The sequence below is a fragment of the Tateyamaria armeniaca genome, assembly GCF_045797845.1.
Classification (GTDB): domain Bacteria; phylum Pseudomonadota; class Alphaproteobacteria; order Rhodobacterales; family Rhodobacteraceae; genus Tateyamaria; species Tateyamaria armeniaca.
On sequence record NZ_JBHDIY010000002.1, the window covers coordinates 1,772,919 to 1,797,945 of the forward strand.

Here is a 25,027-nt window from a genome sequence, read left to right on the forward strand (position 1 = left end):
TGTCGATGCGCGATGCTCCTCCTCTCCGTTAAAAGACCCGAATAAGGGAACCTGAGACATGGCCATTCAAAGCCAAAACATTCGCATTCGGCTGAAGGCGTTTGATTATCGTGTGCTGGACGCGTCCACACAGGAAATCGTCAACACCGCCAAACGCACCGGTGCATCCGTGCGCGGACCGATCCCGCTGCCGAACAAGATCGAAAAATTCACCGTTCTGCGTGGTCCCCACGTGGACAAGAAATCCCGTGACCAGTTCGAGATCCGCACGCACAAGCGTCTGCTCGACATCGTTGATCCGACCCCCCAGACCGTGGACGCGCTGATGAAGCTCGACCTCGCCGCTGGCGTGGACGTCGAGATCAAACTGCAATCGTGAAGGAGGGTATGACCATGCGCTCTGGAATTCTCGCAAAGAAGGTCGGCATGACCCGGCTGTTCATGGAAGACGGCAAACAGGTTCCTGTGACCGTGCTTCAACTGGACGGTCTGCAGGTTGTCGGCCAACGGACATCGGACAAGGATGGCTACACCGCTGTCACACTTGGCGCAGGTTCGCCAAAGGTAAAGCGCGTGAGCAAAGCCATGCGCGGCCACTTCGCCGCTCAAAAGGTTGAGCCCAAGCGCAAGCTGGTCGAGTTCCGCGTCTCTGAATCCAACATGATCAACGTGGGCGAAGAAATCATCGCCGACCATTACTTTGAAGGTCAGTTTGTCGACGTGACAGGCACCTCGATCGGTAAGGGTTTTGCCGGTGCCATGAAACGCCACAACTTTGGCGGTCTGCGGGCCAGCCACGGTGTGTCGATCTCGCACCGTTCGCACGGTTCAACCGGTCAGTGTCAGGATCCCGGCAAAGTCTTCAAAGGCAAGAAGATGGCCGGTCACATGGGGGCCGCACGCGTCACTACGCAGAACCTGCAGGTTGTGCGCACTGACAGCGATCGTGGTCTGATCATGATCAAGGGCGCGGTGCCCGGAAGCAAAGGTGGCTGGGTCACGGTCAAGGATGCGGTGAAAAAGCCGTTCCCTGACAATGCGATCCTGCCCGCCGCGCTGAAATCTGCCGCCGCCGAAGCCGCCAAAGCCGCTGAAGAAGCCGCCGCCGCCGCCGCCGCCGAAGTAGAAGCCGCAGCAGCCGCCGCCGCCGCAGAAGAGCAAGCCGCCATGGAAGCCGCCGAAGCCGAAGAGGCCAAGACGGACACAGTGGCCGAAGCGCAAGCTGCTGAAGAAGCCAAGAAAGAAGGTGACGCATGAAACTCGATGTCATCAAACTCGACGGCGGCAAGGCCGGTTCGGTCGACCTGGACGAGGCCCTGTTCGGCCTCGAACCACGCGCCGACATCCTGCACCGCGTCGTCCGCTGGCAGCGCAACAACGCGCAGGCTGGCACGCACAAGGTCAAGACACGGTCCGAAGTCAAATACTCGACCAAGAAGATCTATCGCCAGAAAGGCACCGGCGGCGCACGCCACGGTGCGCGCTCTGCTCCGATCTTCCGCGGTGGTGGTATCTACAAAGGTCCGGTGGTTCGTTCGCATGGCCACGACCTGACCAAGAAGTTCCGCAAACTGGGTCTGCGCCACGCGCTGTCCGCCAAAATGGCGGCCGGTGAGCTGGTGGTGATCGAGGACGCGACAACATCCGGAAAAACCGCCGCACTGGCCAAACAGGTCAAGGACCTGGGCTGGAAACGCGCGCTGGTCATCGACGGGGCGTCGGTCAACGAAGACTTCCTCGCCGCGTCCCGCAACATCGAAGGGCTGGATATCCTGCCGTCGATGGGCGCAAACGTATACGATATCCTGAAACGTGACACTCTGGTGATCACGAAGGCGGGGATCGAAGCACTGGAGGCTCGACTGAAATGAGTGCCAAGGCAGAACATTACGACGTGATCCGCAAGCCGATCATCACCGAGAAAGCGACCATGGCGTCCGAGAACGGCGCGATTGTTTTCGAGGTGGCGATGGACAGCAACAAACCGATGATCAAAGAGGCCGTTGAGGCGCTGTTTGGTGTGAAGGTGAAGGCTGTGAACACGACTATCACGAAGGGCAAAGTGAAGCGCTTCCGTGGGGCGCTCGGTAAGCGTAAGGACGTCAAGAAGGCGTATGTGACGCTTGAAGAAGGCAACACGATCGACGTGACAACCGGTCTTTGATCGGGTGGCGGGGGTGACCCCGCCCGATTGGAAAATTTGAAAACCCCGGCTGCGAGAGCGGTCGGGGTTTTTTGCTGTCCCACGCTGGGACAGGATGTGCGGTACGTAAAATCAAGGGGTTACAGAGGCGGGTTAGCGGTTTGTTAGGGTTTTACCCCCGCCTCAGAGAGGGATGTCGTCGTATTTACGGCTGAACGGAGACGTGCCTTTGCCGGTGACCATGTCAACCGCGGCGGTCATCGAGGTCACCATCCGCGTGGCGTGCTCGGTGTAACTTTTAATCGCATCGCGGCAGTGGTCGGTCTGCAGGGCCATCAGATCGGCGGGCGATGTACAGGCCATCATGGCGCGTTGTGCGGCGAAATCCTGCTGCACGCGGTCCATGGCGAAGCGGGCGCATTCGGTCGTGATCTCCATCCACGCCTGTGCGGCAGCCGGATTGAAGGCGACCAGGGGGGCGGTGGTGGGTGTGACGGCGGGTTTGGGTGTTTTGGGTTTGGGCATGGGGTGTCCTTTGCTGGTTGAGGGCCAGTGTAGAGTGTTTTGGGGCAGGGCGCATCGATCTGGATCGTGTCACGGGTGTGTTGCGCTTGAAGTTGGCGACAGGATCGACGTGGCAACAGGTCTTTGATCGGGTGGCGGGGTGAACCCCGCCCTACGGAGAGATAGAGAAGCCCGGCTGCGTGAGTGGGTGGGGTTTTTTGCTGTCCCATGCTGGGGCATGGTGTGTGCGGACAATCAAGTGGCTACAGGGGCGGATTAGGGGTTTGTTCAAGTTTGGGAATAACTGTGTTAGCGTAAGTCGAACTTATGAAGATACTACTCGCTGCTGACTCCTGATTAATGGTCCCGAATTCTCGACGACATTCTCAACACGGTAGTTTTTGAACTGGCTAACTTTACTTAGTAGCCATGGGTGCCGGTACGTTGCGAAAACTAGATTTTCTGCGGACTGTATGATGAGATTGTTTATCAAGTCGACTCTGCGGTCTCCGACATCAATGAAGCGATAAGGAAACTCATGTCGGTCTTTTGATGAAGTATTTGTGTGGAAAATGAGTCCAATGCTTGGTGAAAGCGGAAGAAACCTTTGAGCGAAAATATTCTGATGGTGCCCTAGTATTATGGATGGGAAATCGCTCGTCAAAAATCTCATTCTACCTTTGCATCGGAGGATAGTGACGTCGCTCGAAGCTAGCGAGTTTTGAATTTGCAATAGCTGAGTTGTCGCCATCGCTTGAGGCATTCTAAGATTGATATCAAACTTGACCTTACCCTCTTGCGCTAATTCAGAAAAAGTTTTTCCGTCCCAGTCAGGAAGACTTGGTATGCTTATGGGTTCCAATTCTCCAGATGTTTCTAGCGACCGTGCTGTCTGTTCGAGCAATGTGCGGATCATTGGTTCAAACATTCTGAGCGCAGTTGGAGTATAGGTTTGTAAGTAGGCAAGGAATCCAGCAAATACCCAGCGGCTTTGCCAATCGAGCTCTCCAGCAATAATTCTGGAAAGGCATGGTTCGTAGGCGGGCTCTATGTCTCGAAGGAACTTTTCAATGATCCGATTGTCTGTAAGAAAAGCATTGGTACTCCCATCTTCGACTCTGCACACATCTTGAGGCCTCGGCGTAAACTGCGCCAAATCTGTCTTTCGGACTGCGTTGAGAAGCTTCGGGTTAGTTGTTCGCAAGAACTGCTTGAGGTGAACCTGTGAAACGAAGTGATCCAGTGCCAAACCAGTGTTCCAGACTTTTTGCTATACTTAAGTATAAATGGGTGGTCCCGTGTTTGTAATTAAACTTTTTGATACAAAACATGAGCGTGGCCCTTCCCCGCCCGGAATCAAGCGCGACGCGCGCCGGGCGAGCGCCTGACCGTCCCGGCGGTCTGGCGCTTTTTCATCCGCGCGCTGCCCGCTGATCATTCGGGATGTGTTTGGCAGCCATAAAGTGTGCCGTTCGAGCGTTTTGGCGCCAGACCACGGTCAGGCGCGCGCGGCTAGGGGTGGTGAGGGATGTGAGCGTTGGATGGTGGGCAGAATGCCCACCCTACGGTCGGGTGCCGTGCGTGCGGGTGCAGGCGACCACCGGGCCAGCGACGCGTCCGGCGTGGGTTTGTGCATGTTTTATTGGTTCGGCCCAAGCAGATTGCCTATCCGACGGGTTGACCCTGACTGAGCCCTGACTTAAACGCACCCATCGGCAGCGCCCCGGATTCGTCCGGGGCTTTGTCTTTGGCCGTAAGGCGGACGTGTCGTCCGCCCCACGCCGCACCATCTCGGGCACCTACGGGGGCCTATAACCAGAGCGGTCCACGGGCCGCAGACAGCAAAACGGAAGACAGCAATCATGGCACTCAAGTCGTATAAGCCGACGACGCCGGGCCAGCGTGGGCTGGTACTGATCGACCGTTCGGAGCTTTGGAAAGGCCGCCCGGTCAAATCCCTTACACAGGGTTTGACCAAGTCTGGCGGACGGAACAACACCGGACGGATCACGATGCGCCGCACAGGCGGGGGCGCGAAACGCCTCTATCGGATCGTCGATTTCAAGCGGAATAAAATGGATGTTTCGGCCACGGTCGAACGCATCGAATATGACCCCAACCGGACTGCGTTCATCGCGCTGGTGCGCTACGAGGACGGCGAACAGGCCTATATCCTCGCGCCCCAACGTCTGGCCATCGGGGACAAGGTGATCGCATCGGCCAAGGCCGACATCAAGCCCGGCAACGCAATGCCCTTCCAGGGCATGCCCATCGGCACGATCATCCACAACATCGAACTGAAGCCCGGCAAGGGTGGTCAGATCGCGCGTGCCGCAGGCACCTATGCCCAGTTCGTGGGTCGCGATGGTGGCTATGCCCAGATCCGCCTGTCTTCGGGCGAACTGCGTCTGGTCCGTCAGGAATGCATGGCCACTGTTGGTGCCGTGTCCAACCCCGACAACTCCAACCAGAACTACGGTAAAGCGGGCCGCATGCGTCACAAGGGCATCCGCCCCAGTGTCCGTGGTGTCGTGATGAACCCCATCGACCACCCCCATGGTGGTGGTGAGGGCCGCACATCGGGTGGTCGCCACCCTGTGTCCCCATGGGGCAAGCCCACCAAAGGTGCGCGTACCCGCAACAAGAACAAAGCGTCGCAAAAGCTGATCGTCCGCTCGCGTCACGCCAAGAAGAAAGGACGCTGATAGATGTCTCGTTCTGTTTGGAAAGGCCCTTTTGTCGACTCTTATGTGTTGAAAAAGGCCGAAGCGGCCCGTGAATCGGGTCGTAATGAAGTCATCAAGATTTGGTCGCGCCGCTCGACGATCCTGCCCCAGTTCGTGGGTCTGACGTTTGGCGTCTACAATGGCCACAAGCATATTCCCGTGAACGTGTCCGAAGAGATGATCGGTCAGAAGTTCGGTGAATATTCGCCCACGCGCACCTATTACGGTCACGCGGCAGACAAGAAGGCGAAACGCAAATGAGCAAGGATAAGAACCCTCGCCGCGTGGCGGACAATGAGGCGATGGCGAAGACACGCATGTTGCGCACGTCTCCGCAAAAGCTGAACCTGGTTGCCCAGATGATCCGCGGCAAGAAGGTGGACAAGGCCCTCACGGACCTGACCTTTTCCAAAAAGCGCATCGCGCAGGACGTCAAGAAGTGCCTGCAGTCGGCCATCGCCAACGCTGAAAACAACCATAACCTGGATGTCGACGAACTGATCGTCGCCGAAGCCTGGGTTGGCAAAAACCTGACCATGAAACGTGGCCGCCCCCGGGCGCGCGGTCGTTTCGGCAAGATCATGAAGCCGTTCGCGGAAATCACGATCAAAGTGCGTCAGGTAGAGGAGCAAGCCTAATGGGAAATAAAGTCAATCCGATTGGCATGCGCCTGCAGGTGAACCGTACATGGGACAGCCGCTGGTATGCCGACACCAAGGATTACGGGAACCTTCTGCTGGAAGACCTGAAAATCCGCGATTTCATCAAGGAAGAGTGCAAGCAGGCCGGTGTGGCCCGTGTGATCATCGAGCGTCCTCACAAGAAGTGCCGCGTCACGATCCACACAGCCCGCCCCGGTGTCATCATCGGCAAGAAAGGTGCGGACATCGAAGGTCTGCGCAAGAAGCTGGCGAACCTGACGGATTCCGAACTGCACCTCAACATCGTTGAGGTCCGCAAGCCGGAGCTGGATGCGGCCCTTGTGGGCGAAAGCATCGCGCAGCAGCTTGAGCGCCGGGTGTCTTTCCGCCGCGCCATGAAACGTGCCGTGCAAAACGCCATGCGTATGGGTGCCCTTGGCATCCGCGTGAACGTCGCGGGCCGCCTTGGCGGTGCCGAGATCGCGCGCACCGAATGGTACCGTGAGGGCCGCGTGCCTCTCCATACCCTGCGTGCCGATATCGATTACGCCCATGTCGAAGCGACCACGGCCTATGGTATCATCGGGATCAAGACCTGGATCTTCAAAGGTGAGATCATGGAACATGACCCGCAGGCGCGTGACCGCAAGGCACAAGAACTCCAAGACGGCCCAGCACCTCGCGGTGCCGGCGGTCGTCGCTGATAGGAGGGCATAAGGATGCTTCAACCAAAGCGCACCAAGTTCCGTAAGCAGTTCAAGGGCTCGATCAAGGGTCTCGCCAAAGGCGGGTCCGATCTGAACTTTGGCACTTACGGCCTCAAAGCAATCGAACCCGAGCGGATCACCGCCCGTCAGATCGAAGCCGCCCGTCGGGCGATGACGCGTCACATGAAACGTCAGGGCCGCGTCTGGATCCGTATCTTTCCGGATGTGCCGATTTCGGCCAAGCCGATTGAGGTCCGGATGGGTAAAGGTAAAGGCTCGGTCGACCGTTGGGCGGCCAAGGTCAAACCCGGTCGCGTGATGTTCGAGATCGACGGCGTGAATGACGATGTCGCGCGTGAAGCGCTGCGTCTTGCAGCGATGAAGCTGCCGATCAAGACACGGGTGGTTGTTCGCGAGGACTGGTGAGTCTTCTCTGAGTGCGCGGCAGAGTATTTGCGCCAGCAAATGCTCGAGAGCGGTACCCGGTGGAGATTGAACGCTGTCTTTGACAAGGACTGGTGAGTGGTGGGGTGAAACCCCACCCTACGGTGAGAAATGAGAGCCCCCGGTGTGAGAGCGTCGGGGGCTTTCTTTTGCTAGTTGTCCACAGGAAGCCCACGTTTCCCCAGAATTGCCTGTGGATAATCGGATACCCTATTGCTGGAAAACCGTCGCCTCTGGTATAGCGGAGCTAGGAGCGTCATTCATCATTCTATAGCGAGGAATGTGCATGGAGTTCTGGACCACCCCTAGAAATGCTGAATTGAAGCTGTTTGGAATGTCAGGCAAAGGCCTCGGGGCTGTTTTGCTCGGGGTCATTGTGCTCTTTGGCCTCTACCTCAGCGGAACCGGCGATTTTTTGGTGTCGCTTGTTGACGTAATGTCCGCAGACGAGCGGCGCGACTAAGCTATCTCCCCAGCTGGGCGCCCAGCCCGGCCAGCGCCCGACCGACCTCCCCCGGAGGGCGGGCGCTATGTCGATACCTGCGCTGAACGGTTACGCTGTGCTTGACGGCCATGGAACGCTCAGATCAACGGCCCTCCAGGTCGGTCGGGCGCTGGCCTATTTCTTACTTCTGAATATGCACCAAGCGCGGAATCAAGGCCGTAGGCCGCCGCGCCATCGACAGGCCGCCCCCCGGCATGTCGATATGTCTGGCACTTGCGCCCCGCTCAAATCCAAGATGTGCTTGGCTGCGATAAAGCGCCTTAGCGGTATAGTTGGATCGACATACCGCGGCCTGCCGATGGCGCGGCTTAGCGTTCCACGGGAGACGCGTCTCCTTAACAGTAGCTATTGCCCCACACTTCGCTAGGCTGGACTTGCACCCCGGAGAGCGAGGCTACCCCATGAAACACGTCCCCAAACCCACCACTGACGAAGATCTGATCCAGGAGTTCCTCAACAAGGGCGGCGAGGTCAAGAAGGGCAAGACCAAGCCGATGCCGGATGGGTTGGGCCTGTCCAACAATCAATGGGGCAACACCCTGACCAAAGAGGAAAAGGCGGCCAAGAAGGCTGCCGAGGCCGCAGCCGAGACGAACAAAAAGGCGAAGAAGGTCGAGAAATAGCGCGTCCGACAGCGCTCAGAACTGCTCGACATAGACGCCGATGGCGGCTTCCAACTCGCGCTCTTCATAGCCGAAATGGCTTTGGATAGCGCGGTGCAGGGCAGCAAAGACGGCGCGGGTTTCGGCGAACCCTTCGGCATCGGGGGAGCGGGTCAGACGCGCCGAACAGGCCGCCAGCCGATCCAGCAATTCATGCACCACCTTATGCTCCTCCCGCAGCCGTGCGATGAGGGCGGAAAAGGGCGTGGCCTTGCCCTCGATCTCGGGGAACATGTGATGTTCTTCAATATTGTGGTGCATCGTCAGCATCTGGCAGCCTTGTCCGCACAGGTTGCCAAAGGCGGCAAAGTTCTGTGCCATGTCACTGGCCAGCACGATCTGCGCGAGATGGGCGGGGGGCGCGTCCCCGGCCTCGATCCGGTCGATCACAGCCGCCAGCCGCGCCATGTCCTGCAGGTAGTGGGCATGGATTGCGGCGAGTTGCCGACCCTTGGCCCGCTGTGCGTCGGTCGCATTGGGCAGAGCAGGGGCGTGGGGGCGCGTGCCCGCCTCGACCGACAAGTCCTCAAGCGGGACTGCGCGCAGGTCGCTATTCCCAGCCATAGTTGAACGACACCGACAGGCGGTCGTCCTCGCTCATGTTCATGGGCACTTCGTGGCGCAGCCAGCTTTCCCACAGCAGCACATCGCCGACGGATGGGCGGGCATAGTGGAAGGTCTGGAGATCTGCGGGCGCGTCTTTGAGCCGGGGCGGGGCGGCCATCATCATGGCCAGCCGCGGGTCTTCGAGTTTGAGCGCACTGGTGCCTTCGGGCAGGGCCACATAGGTGGTGCCGGAAATCACCGAATGGGGATGGATGTGGCCGGTGTGAATGCCGCCCTCGGGCAGGATGTTGATCCAGATGCTGTCGAGTTTCAGCGCCTTGTCGCCAAGGTCAAAGGCGAGGTCGCGCGCGAAGGCCGCGACATGGGCGTCGAGCGCCTTGACCACATCGCCGAAGATCGGGAACCGCCGGGGCAAGTCGGCGAGCGAGGCATAAGAGGTGTAGCCCGGAAACCCCTGTTCCTCGCACCATGCCTGCCCGGCCTCGTCATCCTCGGCGATGGCATAGCAGGAGGCCTCAAGCTCGTCCGGGTCGACCTTTGGGTCATGGGCGGAGAGCGGGGCGTGATAGAGGCGGGTGGCGAAGAGGGAGGTGATTTGGGACATGAAGGTTCAATATCGCGGAACGCGATATTGAACCAGTGCGCGTCAGTGTATTTGCGCCAGCAAATGCACGAGAGTGGCACCCGGTTGTGGAAAGGCGCTGATGCGGAACCTGGCGCGGCGCCAGTACGGGTACTTTGCGCCTCGTCGCCATGGCCGTGGGTTGCAGGGGTTGAATTGTGCGTGAGGGGTGGTCCGGGCATACATATAGTGTGGGTAGTCGGGGCGCCCGACGCGGTCCGCCACCGCCCGGATTTCTTTAGGAATATGGGGTTGCCATACCCGTGCACCCCCTATACGGCGCACTTCACCACCCACTCCACGGGAATCAGGGTGACGCATATGCTGCGGCCCTCTCGTGATGTTGAAAGGATATGGCGCATGAACGCCCAAGAACTTCGGGACAAGACCCCCGACCAGCTTCGCGATGACCTCGCAAACCTGAAAAAAGAAGCCTTCAACCTGCGTTTCCAGCAGGCCACAGGTTCGATCGAGAACCCGGCGCGTCTGCGTTCGGTCCGTCGTGACGCCGCGCGCGTCAAGACGATCCTCAATGAAAAAGCCAAGTCGGCAGCGGAATAAGGAGCCTTTAGATGCCCAAGCGTATTTTGACCGGCACCGTGACATCCGATGCCAACGCCCAGACAGTGACCGTTTCCGTGGAACGCCGTTTCACGCACCCGGTTCTGAAGAAAACCATTCGTAAGTCCAAGAAGTACCGGGCGCACGATGAAAAGAATGCCTTCAAGGTTGGTGACTCCGTTCGCATCATCGAATGCGCGCCAAAATCGAAGACAAAACGCTGGGAGGTGCTGGAGGCCTAAACGCCCCCGGCATTTGCCACATTAATCGAAACCCTGGGGATCAGGCACGCATCGCCCCCCAAAGGTCGGGAGAAACCAAATGATCCAGATGCAAACCAACCTGGATGTTGCTGACAACTCCGGCGCTCGCCGAGTTCAGTGCATCAAGGTCCTGGGTGGTTCCAAGCGTAAATACGCATCCGTCGGCGACGTCATCGTCGTGTCGGTCAAGGAAGCCATCCCACGCGGCCGCGTAAAGAAAGGTGACGTCCGCAAGGCCGTCGTCGTGCGCACAGCCAAGGAAGTTCGTCGTGACGATGGCACCGCCATCCGTTTTGACCGCAACGCCGCCGTCATCCTGAACAACGCAAACGAGCCCGTGGGTACACGGATCTTTGGCCCCGTTGTTCGCGAGTTGCGCGCCAAGAACTTCATGAAGATTATCTCGCTTGCTCCGGAGGTGCTCTGATGGCTGCGAAACTGAAAAAAGGCGACAAGGTCGTCATGCTGGCCGGCAAGGACAAGGGCAAAGAGGGCACGATTTCCTCGATTGACCCCAAGTCGAATAAAGCCGTGATCGATGGCATCAACATCGCCATCCGCGCCACACGCCAGACCCAGGAAAGCCAGGGCGGCCGCATCCCCAAAGCGATGCCCGTTGACCTGTCCAACTGCGCGCTGATCGACTCCAACGGCAAACCCACCCGCGTGGGCTTCAAGATGGACGGCGACAAGAAAGTGCGCTTTGCCAAGACAACAGGGGACGTGATCTGATGCTTGACACTGCAAACTACACCCCCCGCCTCAAGGCTGTGTTCAAGGACACGATCAAGGCCGCGATGAAAGAAGAGTTCGGTTACAAGAACGACATGCAGATCCCGCGTCTGGACAAGATTGTCCTGAACATTGGCTGCGGTGCCGAAGCTGTTCGTGACAGTAAGAAAGCCAAATCGGCACAGGAAGATCTGACGGCCATCGCCGGTCAGAAGGCCCTGACCACCACGGCCAAGAAATCCATCGCCGGTTTCCGCGTTCGCGAAGACATGCCGCTGGGTGCCAAGGTGACGCTGCGCGGCGACCGGATGTACGAATTCCTCGACCGTCTGATCACCATTGCGATGCCTCGCGTCCGTGACTTCCGCGGCGTGTCCGGCAAGTCCTTTGACGGCCGTGGCAACTATGCCATGGGTCTCAAAGAGCACATCGTTTTCCCCGAGATCGACTTCGACAAGGTCGATGAGACCTGGGGGATGGACATCGTGATCGCGACCACAGCCCAAACCGATGCCGAAGCAAAAGCCTTGCTGAAGCATTTCAACATGCCCTTCAACTCGTAAGCGCAGGAGAGACTAGATATGGCTAAAAAATCCATGATCGCGCGCGAAGTGAAGCGCGAAAAGCTGGTGAAGAAGTACGCCGCCAAGCGTGCTGAGCTCAAAGCAATCATCAGTGACGAAACCAAACCGATGGAAGATCGTTTCCGCGCGTCCCTGAAGCTGGCCAAACTGCCACGCAACAGCTCCGCCACACGTCTTCACAATCGTTGCCAACTGACCGGTCGTCCGCATGCGTATTATCGCAAGCTGAAAATCAGCCGGATCGCGCTGCGGGAACTCGGCTCTGCCGGGCAAATCCCCGGCATGGTCAAGTCAAGCTGGTAAGGGAGAGAGAGTTATGACCGATCCTATCGCAGATATGCTCACCCGCATCCGCAACAGCCAGATGCGCGGCAAATCCGTGGTCTCGACCCCTGCGTCGAAACTGCGTGTCCGCGTTCTCGAAGTGCTGGCGGACGAAGGTTACATCCGTGGTTTCGAAGAAATCAAAGGTGAAGATGGCCACCCCGCCATCGAGATCAGCCTGAAATACTACGAAGGCGAACCTGTTATTCGCGAATTGAAGCGGGTCTCCAAACCCGGTCGTCGCGTTTATATGGGCGTCAATGACATCCCGTCGGTCCGTCAGGGCCTGGGTGTGTCGATTGTCTCCACCTCCAAAGGTGTGATGTCGGATGCAAATGCACGCAGCCAGAATGTTGGCGGCGAAGTGCTCTGCACGATCTTCTAAGGAGAAGCAGATGTCTCGTATTGGTAAAAAACCGGTCGATCTGCCATCGGGTGTCACCGCATCCGTCTCTGGTCAGCAGATCGAAGTCAAAGGCCCCAAGGGCACCCGTTCGTTCAAGGCGACGGATGATGTGACCCTCGCGGTTGAAGGCGACACCGTCACCATCACGCCCCGTGGCAAATCCAAGCGCGCGCGCCAGCAGTGGGGCATGAGCCGCACCATGGTCGCGAACCTGGTCACGGGCGTCACAGACGGGTTCAAGAAAGAGCTGGAAATCCAGGGTGTTGGTTATCGTGCCAGCATGCAGGGCAACACTCTGAAACTGAACCTCGGCCTGTCGCACGATGTCGATTACACGCCCCTGAAGGTGTGACAGTCACGGCCCCCAAGCAGACGGAAATCATCGTCGAGGGCACGGACGAACAGTTGGTCGGTCAGGTTGCCGCCAACATCCGCGAGTGGCGCAAGCCCGAGCCCTACAAGGGCAAAGGCATCCGCTATAAAGGCGAATTCATCTTCCGTAAGGAAGGCAAGAAGAAGTAAGGACCAGGAACATGGCAAACACAAAACGACAGCTGTTCCTCAAGCGCCGTATGCGCGTCCGGAACAAACTTCGCCGCGTCAACGCAGGGCGTCCGCGCCTGAGCGTGCACCGCTCGTCCAAGAACATCAGCGTTCAGCTGATCGACGATGTGAATGGCGTGACATTGGCCGCGGCCTCGACCTTGGAAAAGGATCTGGGCGTTGTGGGCAAGAACAACGTCGAAGCCGCCGCCAAGGTCGGCACCGCAATCGCCGAACGTGCGAAAAAGGCCGGTGTGACCGAAGCCTATTTCGACCGTGGCGGTTTCCTCTTTCACGGCAAGGTCAAGGCAGTTGCCGACGCCGCCCGTGAAGGTGGTTTGAAAATCTAAGACTTGCGAGGGGCGGTGACGCCCCTCCGATGATCCGGGGGCATGTCGCCCACCAGGATTGACCCAAACCGGCGAAAGCCACCTATGAAAGGCAAGTTCTCATGGCAGAACGTGACAACAACCGCCGCGGCAACCGTCGCGACCGGGATGAAAACCCAGAATTTTCCGACCGCCTGGTCGCGATCAACCGTGTGTCCAAGACCGTTAAGGGTGGTAAGCGCTTTGGCTTTGCCGCGCTTGTCGTCGTAGGCGATCAGAAGGGCCGCGTTGGTTTCGGCAAAGGCAAGGCGAAAGAGGTCCCCGAGGCCATTCGCAAAGCCACCGAGCAGGCCAAGCGCCAGATGATCCGCGTGCAACTGCGCGAAGGCCGCACATTGCACCACGACATGGAAGGTCGCCACGGCGCCGGTAAAGTCGTGATGCGCACCGCCCCTGAAGGTACCGGGATCATCGCCGGTGGTCCAATGCGTGCCGTGTTCGAAATGCTGGGTGTGAAGGACGTTGTATCCAAATCCATCGGCAGCCAGAACCCCTACAACATGATCCGCGCAACCATGGACGGCCTCAAGAAAGAGCAGTCGCCCCGTGGTGTGGCCCAGCGTCGCGGCAAGAAAGTCGCCGACATCCTGCCCAAGCGCGATGAAGCCCCCGCTGCTGAAGCGGCAACCGAGGAGGCCTGAGACCCATGGCTAAGACAATCGTTGTCAAACAGATCGGCTCCCCCATCCGTCGCCCCGCAAAACAGCGCGCGACCCTGATTGGCCTGGGACTGAACAAGATGCATAAAACCCGCGAGCTGGAAGACACACCTTCCGTGCGCGGCATGGTGAATTCGATCAGCCACATGGTCGAGATCATCGAAGAAAAAGGTTAAAACCAGATGCGGGTCTAACCGCACCACGTGTTTGAATCTGAAACCGCCGTACGATCGCTCGCACGGCGGTTTTTTCATGTCCGACAGGATTTATTCAGCGGGAAACATCTGCGGTGCATGTGGCATGGCGGGGGCCTGTTGCACGGCCCTGCCCAACATGATGGCCAGAACGATGACGCCGTTTAGAACGAACAGATAAATCGGATAGGCCAGCAACACCCAGTCCGTGCCCCCGACCGACAGGATCGCAAACCACGCCGCGATGCAGGACATGAACCACATGGTCAGCGTCTCGGACCCCGGATCGCGGTACGCCTTGAGCGCGGTCACGCAGCCCCCCATCAGCGAAATCGAAATGGTGATTGCCAGTGCATACACAGCGGTGTCCGTCAGTGCCCACAACACCAGCCCCACACCAGAGGCGGCCAGAACGTAGAGATCAAGCTTGCTGAAGAACACGCCCCGCCCCCAGCGCACCGACAGCGCCAGAACGGTCACCGTGCCCACCACCTGCATGGTCGCGAACCACAGCGACTGCATCGCGCCCTCATAGACCTGCGAGGCCAGTGCAATGCTGCCCAGCACCGACCAGATCAGCCACGAGGCGCGTTGCGGGCGCGTATGGCCCGTCCACATATCGCGCAGGTAGGGGAGGAAGGCACAGATGCTCAGCAGGGCCGAAACGACCCCGAATAGGCGCAAAACATCTGTGCCCTGAAAATGAATTTCAAGCAAATCGGTACTCCGAAAAAAGTGCCCGGGAGAGGCGATGGTTCAAAACGGGTGTCGGCAATCTGATCCGACATGCGGTGTTCTATGGTCAAAACGTAACCGCGCAATGACGGGATGCGCGAGTCCGGTATTCCATACCTTTCGCTCAGGCAGGGCGCGCATATTTCCTTTGCAGCCCAACGTGTTGCGCCATAGCCTGTATGGTATGAGAGAGCTGATCTACTACTATTCCGCCCATTCCGCCTTTGCCTATCTTGGATCGGCGCGGGTGATGGAGATTTGCGCGCGCCTTGGCCTGACCCTTGTGCACCGCCCCATCCCACTGTCCCCGGTGGTCGAGGCGCAGGGCAGCCTGCCGTTTCGTGCCCGCACGCAAGCGCATGTGGACTACTTCTTTGGCCGCGAGATCGAACGCTGGGCCGAATGGCGCGATGTGCCCGTGGTGTCGTTCCGCCCGACCTTTCACGATGCGGATTATACGTTGGCCAGCGGCATGATCATGGCGTTGGGGGATCGCGGGGCGCAGGTGAACGCGATGGCGCATGCGGTGTTGCAGGCGCATTGGCGCGATGATGCGGACCTGTCGGATGCGGCGACGCTTGCCGCGCTGGCCGAAGGGTTGGGCCATGACGCCGACTTACTGATGGCGCGGGCGGGGTCCGAAGAGGTTGCAACCCGCTATGCGCAAAACGCACGCGATGCCTTGGCCGCACAGGTGATGGGATCACCGACCTATCTGCTGGAGGGAGAGGCGTTTTACGGTCAGGACCGGCTGGAGATGCTGGAGCGGGCTGTGGACAGGCCGTTTGCACCAAGCCGATGGGTTAATCCGGCGGTAGGGTGAAGGTGGGGCGAAGCGCGCCCGACGGATTGTGCTTTGCCACGTACCCGGACCGCTGTCCTGAAGCGAGTGATTAAAGCGAATGCGAGATAGAAAAGTACAGCATCTGGAGGCCAGAATTGAGGCGGCGTATCAGAAAACCGAAAATAGGCTGGGCTGGCGGTTTCTATATAGTCCCGCCTGTGTGTTAAGCGGGGCCAAAGTTGCATTTGTCGGGTTGAACCCTGGTGGGTCCGAAGCTCCGGACGATCACGCTGAATTCGCAATGGCAAATGGTAGCGCGTACCGAGGCGAGTCATGGACCAACCAGCCAGAAGGGCGCAGCCGGCTCCAATTACAGGTCTTGCGCCTTTTTGAGCAACTGCGCGTTCAACCCGAAGACGTGCTGGCGGGTAACCTGGTGCCCTTTCGGTCGCCCACGTGGTCAGAGTTACGGGACAAGAGGTTCTCTATGCAATTCGGACGAGAGCTTTGGTCGGACGTTTTGGAACGTACTTCACCGTCGCTGATCGTCTGTATGGGGCGGCAGGCTACAACCGAGTTGTCTGGCGTAGTGAGAGCAGAAAACGAGGTATCGATGCCTGTTGGATGGGGAAACGTGAAAGCGTCCAGAGCGGACTACCCGTCAGGCACGATTGTAGGACTGCCACATCTGTCACGATTTTCGATTTTCGGACGTCGGGAGAGTGAAAGTGCCATAAAGGCTCTTTTTGATCTTTGATGTGAGGCGGCATGTACGTCCAATCTGACCCTTGATCCACCCGCACACCCCGTCTATACGCCCCCGGTGGAGCCGCGTGCCCCATGAGAATCAAAACCAAGAAACGCCGTGTTCACCCATTCCGCTTCGGGGGTGCTTCCGGCTTAGGAGAAGCGACATGAAACTCAATGAACTGCGCGACAATCCCGGCGCAACGAAACCCCGCAAACGCGTGGGCCGTGGCCCCGGTTCCGGCACCGGTAAGATGGCTGGCCGTGGTATCAAGGGTCAGAAATCCCGTTCGGGTGTGGCCATCAACGGCTATGAAGGCGGTCAAATGCCTTTGTACCAACGTCTGCCCAAGCGCGGCTTTAACAAGCCCAACCGCAAGGCATTCGCCGTCATCAATCTGGGCCTGATCCAGAAATTCATCGATGCAGGCAAGCTGGATGCGAAATCCGCCATCACTGAAGACGTGCTGATCGCGTCCGGTCTGGTCCGTCGCAAGCTGGACGGCATCCGCGTTCTGGCCAAGGGCGAGATCACAAGCAAAGTTGATCTGCAGGTGACCGGCGCGTCCAAATCCGCTGTTGAGGCAGTGGAAAAGGCAGGCGGAAGCCTTGCCATCGCGGCCGCCGCTGCCGAGTAAGCCTGAAACACGCCTTGTGAGCCGCGCCTGAGCGGCTTACATAAGGCGTCAAGTTTTCAACAGCACCGCGCGCTGGAATACAGTCCTTTGAAGGGCTATCGTGCGCGGTGTTTCGTTCAAAGGACATCGCCGCATGGTATCTGCCGTCGAGAACATGGCCGCCAACACGAGCTGGAGCGCTCTGGGCAAGGCCACTGACCTGCGCAATCGCATCCTGTTCACCCTTGGCCTGCTGATCGTCTACCGCCTTGGCACCTTTATCCCGGTGCCCGGCATTGATGGCGCGGCCCTGCGCGAATTCATGGAGCAGGCGGGCCAGGGCATCGGCGGTATGGTGTCGATGTTCACAGGCGGCGCGCTGGGTCGGATGGGCATCTTTGCCCTTGGGATCATGCCCTACATCTCGGCCTCGATCATCGTGCAGCTTCTGACCTCGATGGTCCCTCAGCTTGAGCAACTCAAGAAAGAGGGCGAGCAGGGCCGCAAGAAGATCAACCAATACACCCGCTATGGCACCGTGGCGCTGGCCACGTTGCAGGCTTATGGCCTTGCCGTATCGCTGGAATCCGGCGATCTGGTCACCGATCCGGGTCTTTATTTCCGCGTGTCCTGCCTGATTACCCTTGTCGGCGGCACCATGTTCCTGATGTGGCTGGGTGAGCAGATCACTGCGCGCGGCATCGGCAACGGCATTTCGCTGATCATCTTTGTTGGCATCATTGCCGAAGTGCCTGCGGCTATTGCGCAGTTCTTTGCCTCTGGCCGCTCCGGTGCGATCAGCCCTGCGGTGATCATCGGCGTGCTGGTGATGGTGGTTGTGACCATCATGTTCGTGGTGTTCATGGAACGCGCCCTGCGCAAGATCCACATCCAGTATCCCCGCCGTCAGGTGGGCATGAAGGTCTATGATGGCGGGTCTTCCAACCTGCCGGTCAAGGTGAACCCAGCGGGCGTTATCCCTGCGATCTTTGCCTCGTCCCTGCTGCTGCTGCCGATCACGATCAGCACATTCTCGGGCAACTCGACCAATCCGATCATGAGCTGGCTTTTGGCCAACTTCGGCCCCGGGCAGCCGCTCTATCTGGCGTTCTTCGTGATCATGATCGTGTTCTTTGCCTATTTCTACACGTTCAACGTCAGCTTCAAACCTGACGATGTGGCCGACAACCTCAAGAACCAGAACGGCTTTGTCCCTGGTATCCGTCCGGGCAAGAAGACGTCCGAGTACCTGGAATACGTGGTCAATCGCGTGCTTGTCCTTGGCTCTGGCTATCTGGCGCTGGTCTGTCTGCTGCCGGAAATCCTGCGGGGCCAGTTCGCCATTCCGTTTTACTTTGGCGGTACATCCGTGCTGATTGTTGTTTCGGTCACCATGGACACGATCCAACAAGTGCAAAGCCACTTGCTTGCGCATCAGTATGAAGGTCTGATCGAGAAATCGCAGCTGCGCGGAAAAGGCTCAAAGGGCCGCCGCAAACGGAGCCCTGTGCGCCGCTAAGGCCACACAGGGAGGGGGACAAGAATGAACATTATCCTGCTGGGCCCGCCAGGTGCGGGCAAGGGAACCCAAGCGCGCATTCTCACCGACGAACGCGGGATGGTTCAACTCTCCACCGGTGACATGCTGCGCGCGGCCAAGGATTCAGGCTCCGAGATGGGCAAGATCGTGGCCGACGTGATGGCCCGCGGTGCACTGGTCACGGACGAGATCGTGATTGGCCTGATCCGCGAACAGCTTGAGACGGTCAAGGCGGCCGGTTTCATCTTTGACGGCTTTCCCCGCACGCTGGCACAGGCCGATGCCCTTGCCGCACTGCTGGAAGAAAAGGGCGAGACGCTTGATGCCGTGATCGAAATGGAAGTCGATGACGAAGCGCTGGTCGCCCGCATCGTCGCCCGCTCGACCTGCGGCATGTGCGGTGAGGTCTATAACGACAACACCAAGCCCATCCCTGCGGACGGCAAGTGCACCAACTGCGGCGCCGAAAACCAGTTCAAGCGCCGCGCGGATGACAATGAAGAGTCGCTGCGCACGCGCCTGATGGAATACTACAAAAAGACCTCTCCGCTGATTGGCTATTACTATGCCAAGGGGCAGTTGGCGAAGGTTGATGGGCTGGGCGAGATTGACGGCGTTAAGGCTGCAATTGCGGGCGTGTTGGAAAGCTGAACTTTCCAAATTTAGCACTTATTGAAGGGAGTAGTTTTATGACTACGGTTGCAACTCGGGTAAGAAGAATTTCTGATCTTGAGGGTTTTGACATCGTTGTAACGCGTGATGGCCATGCTGTTGATGTATCTGAAAATGGTTTGATGCCAGATTATCCTTATCGAAAGGCTTGTAGAGCAACTCATAGCGTGTCTGATTGGAAACAGTCGCGCTTTGAGCGAAACTATCCTGGTCTGTCATGCAATGTGTTGAAAGAAGACGGCACAGTCGCGAATGGGAACACTAGGCTTTCAAACGTCAGACAGAGCTACGAAGAAGATTGAGATTGGGCGGGGTTGACGCCCTCTTAATCAAGGCCTATCTCACGCCATCTCTAACGAGAATCAAAGACGGGAACGCGTCCCGTCGGATCACCTGATCAGCTGCAGGCCCGGGGGCAAAATCCTTGGGCCTTATGTTGTGAAAAAAGGGCCCGGAATTACGGGCTCGCAACGAAAAGGAATACGCCAAGTGGCACGTATTGCAGGGGTCAACATCCCCACAGCCAAACGGGTTCCGATTGCTCTGACCTACATCACAGGCATCGGCAACTCCTCCGCAAAACAGATCTGCGAGGCCGTCGGCATCGACGCCAGCCGCCGCGTGAACGAACTCAGCGACGCCGAAGTTCTGAAAATCCGCGAGCACATCGACGAAAACTACACCGTCGAAGGCGATTTGCGTCGTGACACGCAGATGAACATCAAGCGCCTGATGGACTTGGGCTGCTACCGTGGCCTGCGTCACCGTCGTAACCTGCCCGTTCGCGGTCAGCGCACCCACACCAACGCTCGCACCCGCAAAGGCCCCGCAAAGGCCATTGCCGGTAAGAAGAAATAAGGGAGGGCTGCATCAATGGCACGTGATACACGGCGCGTTAAGCGCAAGGTCTCCAAAAATATCGCAGCGGGCGTGGCCCATGTGAATTCGTCGTTCAACAACACCAAGATCCTCATCTCTGACGTGCAGGGCAATGCGATCGCATGGTCGTCTGCGGGCACAATGGGCTTCAAGGGGTCGCGCAAATCCACACCTTACGCCGCGCAGATGGCGGCAGAAGATGCGGGTAAGAAAGCGCAGGAACACGGTGTGAAGACGCTGGAAGTCGAAGTACAGGGCCCCGGTTCGGGTCGTGAATCGGCACTGCGCGCGCTGGCTGCTGTTGGCTTTAACATCACGTCGATCCGTGACGTGACGCCAATCGCCCACAACGGCTGCCGCCCCCAAGCGTCGCCGCGTCTAAGCGACATATGAATTTCTACCGGGGCCGCGTGATGACGTGCGGCCCCAATCCGCTTTTTTGAAACCTCGGGCGCTTGTTTTTTAGGACATGGAGAACGAGCAGGAATGGAGGGACGCATGATCCACAAGAATTGGGCTGAACTGATCAAGCCGCAACAACTGGAAGTGAAGCCGGGCAATGAACCCGCGCGTCAGGCAACTGTTGTCGCCGAACCGCTGGAACGCGGTTTTGGTCTGACACTGGGCAACGCGGTGCGCCGCGTGCTGATGTCGTCGCTGCAGGGCGCGGCCATCACATCCGTACAGATCGACAACGTGCTGCACGAATTCTCGTCCATTGCCGGTGTGCGTGAAGACGTGACTGACGTGATCCTGAACCTCAAGCAAGTCAGCCTGCGCATGGAAGTCGAAGGCCCCAAGCGCCTGTCGATTTCAGCCAAAGGCCCCGGGGTTGTCACCGCGGGTGACATTTCGGAGTCCGCGGGCATCGAGATCCTGAACCGCGATCTGGTCATCTGCCACCTTGATGATGGTGCGGACGTGTTCATGGAACTGACTGTGAACACCGGCAAAGGCTATGTCTCGGCAGACAAGAACAAACCCGAAGACGCGCCCATCGGCCTGATCCCGATTGATGCGATCTATTCGCCTGTCAAAAAGGTCTCTTATGATGTTCAGCCCACCCGTGAGGGCCAGGTACTGGATTATGACAAGTTGACGATGAAGGTCGAAACCGATGGTTCGATCACGCCGGATGATGCCGTGGCCTTTGCCGCGCGCATCCTGCAGGATCAGTTGGGCATCTTCGTGAACTTTGACGAACCTGAATCCGCCAACCGTCAGGACGACGACGATGGTCTCGAGTTCAACCCGCTTCTGCTCAAGAAAGTGGACGAGCTGGAACTGTCCGTGCGTTCGGCGAACTGCCTCAAGAACGACAACATCGTTTATATCGGCGATCTCATCCAGAAGACCGAAGCAGAAATGCTGCGCACGCCAAACTTTGGCCGCAAGTCGCTGAACGAGATCAAGGAAGTGCTGTCGGGCATGGGTCTGCACCTTGGCATGGATGTCGAGGACTGGCCGCCGGACAACATCGAAGATCTGGCCAAGAAGTTCGAAGACAACTTTTAAGCCCACAGTGGGGCGGGGTTAACCCCGCCTTACATCACGACTGGGTGGTGACACCCCAAGGAGAGCCTGAGACACGCATCGAAGGCCGGACAAAGCAAAACAGCCCGTAGAGGGCACCAAATTGGAGACTAGAAAATGCGTCACGCACGTGGTTACCGCCGCCTGAACCGGACACATGAACACCGCAAGGCGTTGTTCAGCAACATGGCAGGCTCGCTCATCGAACATGAGCAGATCAAGACGACTTTGCCCAAGGCCAAGGAATTGCGCCCGATCATCGAAAAGCTGGTCACGCTGGCCAAGCGCGGTGATCTGCACGCCCGCCGTCAGGCCGCATCCAAGCTGAAAGAAGAGCAATACGTTGCCAAACTCTTTGACGTGCTTGGCCCGCGCTATGCCGAACGTCAGGGCGGCTATGTGCGCGTCCTCAAGGCGGGCTTCCGTTACGGTGACATGGCGCCCATGGCGATCATCGAATTCATAGATCGCGACCGCGACGCCAAAGGTGCCGCCGACAAGGCCCGCGTCGCTGCAGAAGACGCCGCAGAAGAATAAGATCGGCTGACACGCTGATCCGGTCAAACCCCTGCCGCGGCGGGGGTTTTTCTTTTTGTGCCCACACGCCTGCCCGCCACGGTCCCTTGCAATCCTGCGCCGTCATTTGCATATTTTTGAAACAATGAAGTATCTCATCGTCCTCCTGTTTTGCGTCCTTCCGCTGCTGGCCGGTGCGCAAAGCCGACTGCCCGACAGCCGCGCCGAGATCTCCCTGAGCTTTGCGCCGCTTGTGCAGGACACCGCCCCTGCGGTGGTCAACATCTACGCCCGTGTGATCACCCAGACACGCCAGCGCACGCCGTTCATGAATGATCCGTTTTTTGAGCGGTTCTTTGAAGGCTTCGGGCAACCACAGCCGCGTGTGCAGAACTCGCTCGGCTCCGGTGTGATCCTGTCGAGCGACGGCATTGTCGTGTCCAACTATCACGTGGTCGGGCAGGCGACGGATATCCGCATCGTGCTGAACGACCGGCGCGAATACAGCGCCCGTGTGCTGCTTGGGGATGCGGAGAGCGATCTGGCCATCCTGCAGATCGACGACGTTCAGGACCTGCCATTCCTGCCCCTGCGCGACAGTGACACCGTAGAAGTGGGCGAACTGGTGCTGGCCATCGGCAATCCGTTTGGTGTTGGCCAGACCGTGTCCTCGGGCATCGTGTCGGGCCTTGCCCGTTCCGGTGGGGCGAATGGCGGCGGACTTGGGTATTTCGTGCAGACCGACGCGCCCATCAACCCCGGCAATTCGGGCGGCGCCCTTGTCGGCATGGACGGGCAGTTGATCGGCGTGAACACCCGCATCCTGTCCCGCTCGGGTGGGTCCAACGGCATCGGCTTTGCCATTCCGTCTGACCTGATCGCCGCGTTCATGCGACAGGCCGAGGCGGGCAATGACCGTTTCGTGCGACCTTGGGCGGGGGCCACGGGGCAGGTGGTGGATGCCGATCTTGCGCAGATGCTTGAACTGGATCGCCCCGGTGGCATCATCATCGCGGGCATGCATCCCGCCAGCCCACTTGCCGCCGCGGGTTTCGAGGTTGGCGATGTCGTTCTGGCCGTCGATAGTGCCGAGGTGCACAGCCCCGGAGAGATGCTGTTTCGCATGGGGCTGGCGAGCGAGGCAAACACCGTTGTGATGACGCGGCTGCGGGATGGCGACATCGACGATCTGACAGTCAGGATGATCCCGCCGCCCGAAGATCCGCCGCGCGGCGAAATCACGCTATCCGAAGATGCCAGCCTGCCGGGTCTGAAAGTGGCACGCGTGAACCCCGCCGTCATCTCTGAAATGCGCCTGCCGCTGGAGGCCACAGGCGTGGTAGTGAGCGAACTTGGCACGCTGGGCGCGCGCGTTGGACTGCGGGTTGGTGACATCCTGCAGGTGGTCGATGGTCGCGAGATCGTGGAGCCACAGGATGCCGCCGATATGCTGGAACGTGCCCGGCGCGGCACTCGCGTGCAAGCGTTGCGCCGTGGTGGCCGCGTCATGTTGCGCTTTTAGATGGCCGACCTTTTCGCCACTGAACCACCCACCGACAATGGACACCGCCCGCTTGCAGACCGTCTGCGCCCGCAAGCGCTGAGCGAGGTCATCGGGCAGCGCCAGGTGCTGGGCCCGGATGCGCCGCTGAGCGTGATGCTTGAGGCCGGTGCGCTGGGATCGCTGGTGTTCTGGGGGCCGCCGGGCGTTGGTAAGACGACCATCGCGCGTCTTCTGGCGCACGAGACGGACCTGCATTTCGTGCAGATCAGCGCCATCTTTACCGGTGTGCCCGATTTGAAAAAGGTGTTCGAGGCCGCGCGCATTCGCCGTCAGAACGGGCAGGGCACCTTGCTCTTCGTCGATGAAATCCACCGTTTCAACAAGGCCCAGCAGGACGGGTTTTTGCCGCATATGGAGGACGGGACGATCCTGCTGGTCGGGGCGACAACCGAAAACCCGAGCTTTGAATTGAACGCCGCCGTGCTCAGCCGCGCGCAAGTGCTGGTGCTGGAACGGCTGGACCTCAAGGACCTTGAGCTGATGGCACAGCGCGCCGAACAGGAGCTGGGGCTGGCCTTGCCGCTGGATGGCCCCGCGCGCGAGGCGCTGCTTGAGATGGCCGATGGGGACGGGCGGGCGCTGCTGAACCTGATCGAGCAGATCGCGGCGTGGAAGATCGACGGCAAGCTGGACAAGACCGCGCTGGCCACGCGGCTGATGCGGCGCGCGGCACAATACGACAAGTCTGGCGATGCCCACTACAACCTGATTTCCGCCTTGCACAAATCGGTGCGGGGGTCTGACCCTGATGCCTCGCTTTACTGGTTCGCGCGGATGCTGGAAGGGGGGAAGACCCCCGTTACCTCGCGCGGCGCATCACCCGGATGGCGGTCGAGGACATTGGTTTGGCCGATCCGCAGGCGCAGGCGATCTGCCTGCAAAGCTGGGAAACCTACGAACGGCTTGGGTCGCCCGAGGGGGAACTGGCGCTGGCGCAGGCCCTTGTCTACCTCGCCCTCGCGCCCAAATCGAACGCCGCTTACGTCGCCTATAAGGGCGCGCGCAAAGCCGCCAAGCAAACCGGATCGCACCCGCCGCCAAAACACATCCTGAACGCGCCAACTGCGCTGATGAAAGATCAGGGGTACGGCAGCGGTTATGCCTATGACCACGATGCCGAAGACGGGTTTTCAGGGGCGAATTACTTTCCCGATGGCATGGCGCGCAGCGATCTCTACCAACCGGTCGAGCGCGGGTTCGAGCGGGATCTGAAGAAACGCCTCGACTATTTTGCCAAGCTGCGGGCCAAGCGGAACGGCTGACC

At 59.0% G+C, this 25,027-nt stretch carries 37 protein-coding genes and 2 pseudogenes; 34 read left to right on the plus strand and 5 right to left on the minus strand.

Annotated elements, in window-relative coordinates:
* Positions 1–64 precede the first annotated feature (64 nt).
* The 4 genes from rpsJ to ACERZ8_RS08980 are packed head-to-tail and all read left to right on the plus strand — an operon-like array spanning position 65 to position 2,164.
* Positions 65–379 carry a 30S ribosomal protein S10 gene (gene rpsJ / locus ACERZ8_RS08965; protein WP_108838874.1) on the plus strand — a complete coding sequence of 105 codons (315 nt, stop codon included), beginning with the start codon at positions 65–67 and terminating at the stop codon, positions 377–379.
* Between the two features lie 14 nt (positions 380–393).
* Entirely contained in the window at positions 394–1,257 is an 864-nt protein-coding gene (gene rplC, locus ACERZ8_RS08970) for a 50S ribosomal protein L3 (protein WP_407591877.1), read from the plus strand.
* Positions 1,254–1,871, plus strand: coding sequence for a 50S ribosomal protein L4 (gene rplD / locus ACERZ8_RS08975; RefSeq protein WP_407591878.1), 618 nt, complete (start codon positions 1,254–1,256; stop codon positions 1,869–1,871). Before rplC ends, rplD begins: the two co-directional genes overlap by 4 nt.
* Complete coding sequence (locus tag ACERZ8_RS08980) at positions 1,868–2,164, plus strand: 50S ribosomal protein L23 (RefSeq protein ID WP_299723121.1); 297 nt, start codon at positions 1,868–1,870, stop codon at positions 2,162–2,164. Before rplD ends, ACERZ8_RS08980 begins: the two co-directional genes overlap by 4 nt.
* Positions 2,165–2,326: 162 nt before the next feature.
* Here ACERZ8_RS08980 and ACERZ8_RS08985 read toward each other — a convergent pair whose 3' ends face one another.
* Positions 2,327–2,668, minus strand: a complete 342-nt coding sequence (locus tag ACERZ8_RS08985; protein WP_407591879.1) for a phasin family protein — start codon at positions 2,666–2,668, stop codon at positions 2,327–2,329.
* 304 nt (positions 2,669–2,972) lie between these two features.
* Entirely contained in the window at positions 2,973–3,896 is a 924-nt protein-coding gene (locus tag ACERZ8_RS08990; protein ID WP_407591880.1) for a DUF4238 domain-containing protein, read from the minus strand.
* 613 nt (positions 3,897–4,509) lie between these two features.
* On the opposite strand from ACERZ8_RS08990, the gene rplB reads away from it, so the two are divergent.
* From rplB to ACERZ8_RS09025, 7 genes are all read left to right on the plus strand, one after another.
* Positions 4,510–5,352, plus strand: coding sequence for a 50S ribosomal protein L2 (gene rplB / locus ACERZ8_RS08995; protein ID WP_407591881.1), 843 nt, complete (start codon positions 4,510–4,512; stop codon positions 5,350–5,352).
* A 3-nt stretch (positions 5,353–5,355) separates the two neighbouring features.
* Positions 5,356–5,634 carry a 30S ribosomal protein S19 gene (gene rpsS / locus ACERZ8_RS09000; RefSeq protein ID WP_108838857.1) on the plus strand — a complete coding sequence of 93 codons (279 nt, stop codon included), beginning with the start codon at positions 5,356–5,358 and terminating at the stop codon, positions 5,632–5,634.
* Positions 5,631–6,011 carry a 50S ribosomal protein L22 gene (rplV, locus tag ACERZ8_RS09005; protein WP_299210808.1) on the plus strand — a complete coding sequence of 127 codons (381 nt, stop codon included), beginning with the start codon at positions 5,631–5,633 and terminating at the stop codon, positions 6,009–6,011. The genes rpsS and rplV overlap by 4 nt, the downstream gene beginning before the upstream one ends.
* A complete protein-coding gene (gene rpsC, locus ACERZ8_RS09010) occupies positions 6,011–6,718 on the plus strand; it encodes a 30S ribosomal protein S3 (protein ID WP_299723139.1) in 708 nt (235 codons plus the stop codon). Before rplV ends, rpsC begins: the two co-directional genes overlap by 1 nt.
* A 15-nt stretch (positions 6,719–6,733) precedes the next feature.
* A complete protein-coding gene (rplP, locus tag ACERZ8_RS09015; RefSeq protein ID WP_407591882.1) occupies positions 6,734–7,147 on the plus strand; it encodes a 50S ribosomal protein L16 in 414 nt (137 codons plus the stop codon).
* Between the two features lie 304 nt (positions 7,148–7,451).
* Positions 7,452–7,628 carry a hypothetical protein gene (locus ACERZ8_RS09020; RefSeq protein WP_407591883.1) on the plus strand — a complete coding sequence of 59 codons (177 nt, stop codon included), beginning with the start codon at positions 7,452–7,454 and terminating at the stop codon, positions 7,626–7,628.
* Between the two features lie 443 nt (positions 7,629–8,071).
* Positions 8,072–8,293, plus strand: coding sequence for a hypothetical protein (locus ACERZ8_RS09025; protein WP_407591884.1), 222 nt, complete (start codon positions 8,072–8,074; stop codon positions 8,291–8,293).
* 15 nt (positions 8,294–8,308) lie between these two features.
* On the opposite strand, the gene ACERZ8_RS09030 is transcribed toward ACERZ8_RS09025, so the two are convergent.
* Both ACERZ8_RS09030 and ACERZ8_RS09035 read right to left on the minus strand, forming a co-directional pair.
* Entirely contained in the window at positions 8,309–8,896 is a 588-nt protein-coding gene (locus ACERZ8_RS09030; protein ID WP_407591885.1) for a hemerythrin domain-containing protein, read from the minus strand.
* Positions 8,883–9,503: a TIGR02466 family protein gene (locus ACERZ8_RS09035; protein WP_407591886.1), complete on the minus strand. Its 621-nt coding sequence runs from the start codon at positions 9,501–9,503 to the stop codon at positions 8,883–8,885. Before ACERZ8_RS09035 ends, ACERZ8_RS09030 begins: the two co-directional genes overlap by 14 nt.
* 378 nt (positions 9,504–9,881) lie before the next feature.
* Here ACERZ8_RS09035 and rpmC point away from each other — a divergent pair, with 378 nt between their 5' ends.
* The 11 genes and pseudogenes from rpmC (at position 9,882) to rpmD (ending at position 14,158) form a co-directional block, all read left to right on the plus strand.
* Positions 9,882–10,082 (plus strand): 50S ribosomal protein L29, encoded by a 201-nt coding sequence (gene rpmC / locus ACERZ8_RS09040; protein WP_299723165.1) that lies wholly within the window; start codon positions 9,882–9,884, stop codon positions 10,080–10,082.
* Positions 10,083–10,093: 11 nt separating this feature from the next.
* The gene (gene rpsQ / locus ACERZ8_RS09045) at positions 10,094–10,324 is read left to right on the plus strand and encodes a 30S ribosomal protein S17 (protein WP_024088546.1); all 231 of its coding nucleotides are present in this window, start codon (positions 10,094–10,096) and stop codon (positions 10,322–10,324) included.
* 79 nt (positions 10,325–10,403) lie between these two features.
* Positions 10,404–10,772 carry a 50S ribosomal protein L14 gene (rplN, locus tag ACERZ8_RS09050; RefSeq protein ID WP_108838846.1) on the plus strand — a complete coding sequence of 123 codons (369 nt, stop codon included), beginning with the start codon at positions 10,404–10,406 and terminating at the stop codon, positions 10,770–10,772.
* Entirely contained in the window at positions 10,772–11,077 is a 306-nt protein-coding gene (gene rplX / locus ACERZ8_RS09055; RefSeq protein WP_407591887.1) for a 50S ribosomal protein L24, read from the plus strand. The genes rplN and rplX overlap by 1 nt, the downstream gene beginning before the upstream one ends.
* Positions 11,077–11,640, plus strand: a complete 564-nt coding sequence (rplE, locus tag ACERZ8_RS09060; protein ID WP_407591888.1) for a 50S ribosomal protein L5 — start codon at positions 11,077–11,079, stop codon at positions 11,638–11,640. Before rplX ends, rplE begins: the two co-directional genes overlap by 1 nt.
* An 18-nt stretch (positions 11,641–11,658) precedes the next feature.
* The gene (gene rpsN / locus ACERZ8_RS09065) at positions 11,659–11,964 is read left to right on the plus strand and encodes a 30S ribosomal protein S14 (RefSeq protein ID WP_299723181.1); all 306 of its coding nucleotides are present in this window, start codon (positions 11,659–11,661) and stop codon (positions 11,962–11,964) included.
* A gap of 13 nt (positions 11,965–11,977) precedes the next feature.
* Entirely contained in the window at positions 11,978–12,370 is a 393-nt protein-coding gene (gene rpsH / locus ACERZ8_RS09070) for a 30S ribosomal protein S8 (RefSeq protein ID WP_299723184.1), read from the plus strand.
* A gap of 10 nt (positions 12,371–12,380) precedes the next feature.
* Positions 12,381–12,913: pseudogene (rplF, locus tag ACERZ8_RS09075) on the plus strand (50S ribosomal protein L6).
* Positions 12,914–12,924: 11 nt separating this feature from the next.
* Complete coding sequence (gene rplR / locus ACERZ8_RS09080) at positions 12,925–13,284, plus strand: 50S ribosomal protein L18 (protein ID WP_407591889.1); 360 nt, start codon at positions 12,925–12,927, stop codon at positions 13,282–13,284.
* Positions 13,285–13,385: 101 nt separating this feature from the next.
* Positions 13,386–13,964 carry a 30S ribosomal protein S5 gene (gene rpsE / locus ACERZ8_RS09085; protein WP_407591890.1) on the plus strand — a complete coding sequence of 193 codons (579 nt, stop codon included), beginning with the start codon at positions 13,386–13,388 and terminating at the stop codon, positions 13,962–13,964.
* A gap of 5 nt (positions 13,965–13,969) precedes the next feature.
* Positions 13,970–14,158: a 50S ribosomal protein L30 gene (gene rpmD / locus ACERZ8_RS09090; protein ID WP_013963199.1), complete on the plus strand. Its 189-nt coding sequence runs from the start codon at positions 13,970–13,972 to the stop codon at positions 14,156–14,158.
* A gap of 90 nt (positions 14,159–14,248) precedes the next feature.
* Here rpmD and ACERZ8_RS09095 read toward each other — a convergent pair whose 3' ends face one another.
* A complete protein-coding gene (locus tag ACERZ8_RS09095) occupies positions 14,249–14,893 on the minus strand; it encodes a hypothetical protein (RefSeq protein WP_407591891.1) in 645 nt (214 codons plus the stop codon).
* Between the two features lie 202 nt (positions 14,894–15,095).
* On the opposite strand from ACERZ8_RS09095, the gene ACERZ8_RS09100 reads away from it, so the two are divergent.
* The 12 genes and pseudogenes from ACERZ8_RS09100 to ACERZ8_RS09155 all read left to right on the plus strand — a co-directional run bounded on the left by ACERZ8_RS09100 (position 15,096) and on the right by ACERZ8_RS09155 (position 25,025).
* A complete protein-coding gene (locus tag ACERZ8_RS09100) occupies positions 15,096–15,734 on the plus strand; it encodes a 2-hydroxychromene-2-carboxylate isomerase (RefSeq protein WP_407591892.1) in 639 nt (212 codons plus the stop codon).
* Between the two features lie 79 nt (positions 15,735–15,813).
* Positions 15,814–16,452: a uracil-DNA glycosylase family protein gene (locus tag ACERZ8_RS09105; RefSeq protein WP_407591893.1), complete on the plus strand. Its 639-nt coding sequence runs from the start codon at positions 15,814–15,816 to the stop codon at positions 16,450–16,452.
* A 157-nt stretch (positions 16,453–16,609) separates the two neighbouring features.
* Entirely contained in the window at positions 16,610–17,080 is a 471-nt protein-coding gene (rplO, locus tag ACERZ8_RS09110) for a 50S ribosomal protein L15 (RefSeq protein ID WP_407591894.1), read from the plus strand.
* A gap of 133 nt (positions 17,081–17,213) precedes the next feature.
* Positions 17,214–18,578, plus strand: coding sequence for a preprotein translocase subunit SecY (secY, locus tag ACERZ8_RS09115; protein WP_407591895.1), 1,365 nt, complete (start codon positions 17,214–17,216; stop codon positions 18,576–18,578).
* A 24-nt stretch (positions 18,579–18,602) separates the two neighbouring features.
* A complete protein-coding gene (locus tag ACERZ8_RS09120) occupies positions 18,603–19,250 on the plus strand; it encodes an adenylate kinase (RefSeq protein WP_407591896.1) in 648 nt (215 codons plus the stop codon).
* Positions 19,251–19,288: 38 nt separating this feature from the next.
* Positions 19,289–19,573, plus strand: a complete 285-nt coding sequence (locus tag ACERZ8_RS09125; protein ID WP_407591897.1) for a hypothetical protein — start codon at positions 19,289–19,291, stop codon at positions 19,571–19,573.
* A 187-nt stretch (positions 19,574–19,760) separates the two neighbouring features.
* Entirely contained in the window at positions 19,761–20,129 is a 369-nt protein-coding gene (gene rpsM / locus ACERZ8_RS09130) for a 30S ribosomal protein S13 (RefSeq protein ID WP_407591898.1), read from the plus strand.
* A gap of 15 nt (positions 20,130–20,144) precedes the next feature.
* Positions 20,145–20,543 (plus strand): 30S ribosomal protein S11, encoded by a 399-nt coding sequence (gene rpsK / locus ACERZ8_RS09135; protein WP_407591899.1) that lies wholly within the window; start codon positions 20,145–20,147, stop codon positions 20,541–20,543.
* A 105-nt stretch (positions 20,544–20,648) separates the two neighbouring features.
* Positions 20,649–21,665 (plus strand): DNA-directed RNA polymerase subunit alpha, encoded by a 1,017-nt coding sequence (locus tag ACERZ8_RS09140; protein WP_299723221.1) that lies wholly within the window; start codon positions 20,649–20,651, stop codon positions 21,663–21,665.
* A 135-nt stretch (positions 21,666–21,800) separates the two neighbouring features.
* Positions 21,801–22,220, plus strand: coding sequence for a 50S ribosomal protein L17 (rplQ, locus tag ACERZ8_RS09145; RefSeq protein ID WP_407591900.1), 420 nt, complete (start codon positions 21,801–21,803; stop codon positions 22,218–22,220).
* Positions 22,221–22,344: 124 nt separating this feature from the next.
* A complete protein-coding gene (locus ACERZ8_RS09150; protein ID WP_407591901.1) occupies positions 22,345–23,721 on the plus strand; it encodes a trypsin-like peptidase domain-containing protein in 1,377 nt (458 codons plus the stop codon).
* Positions 23,722–25,025, plus strand: a pseudogene (locus ACERZ8_RS09155) (replication-associated recombination protein A).
* Positions 25,026–25,027: the final 2 nt, after the last annotated feature.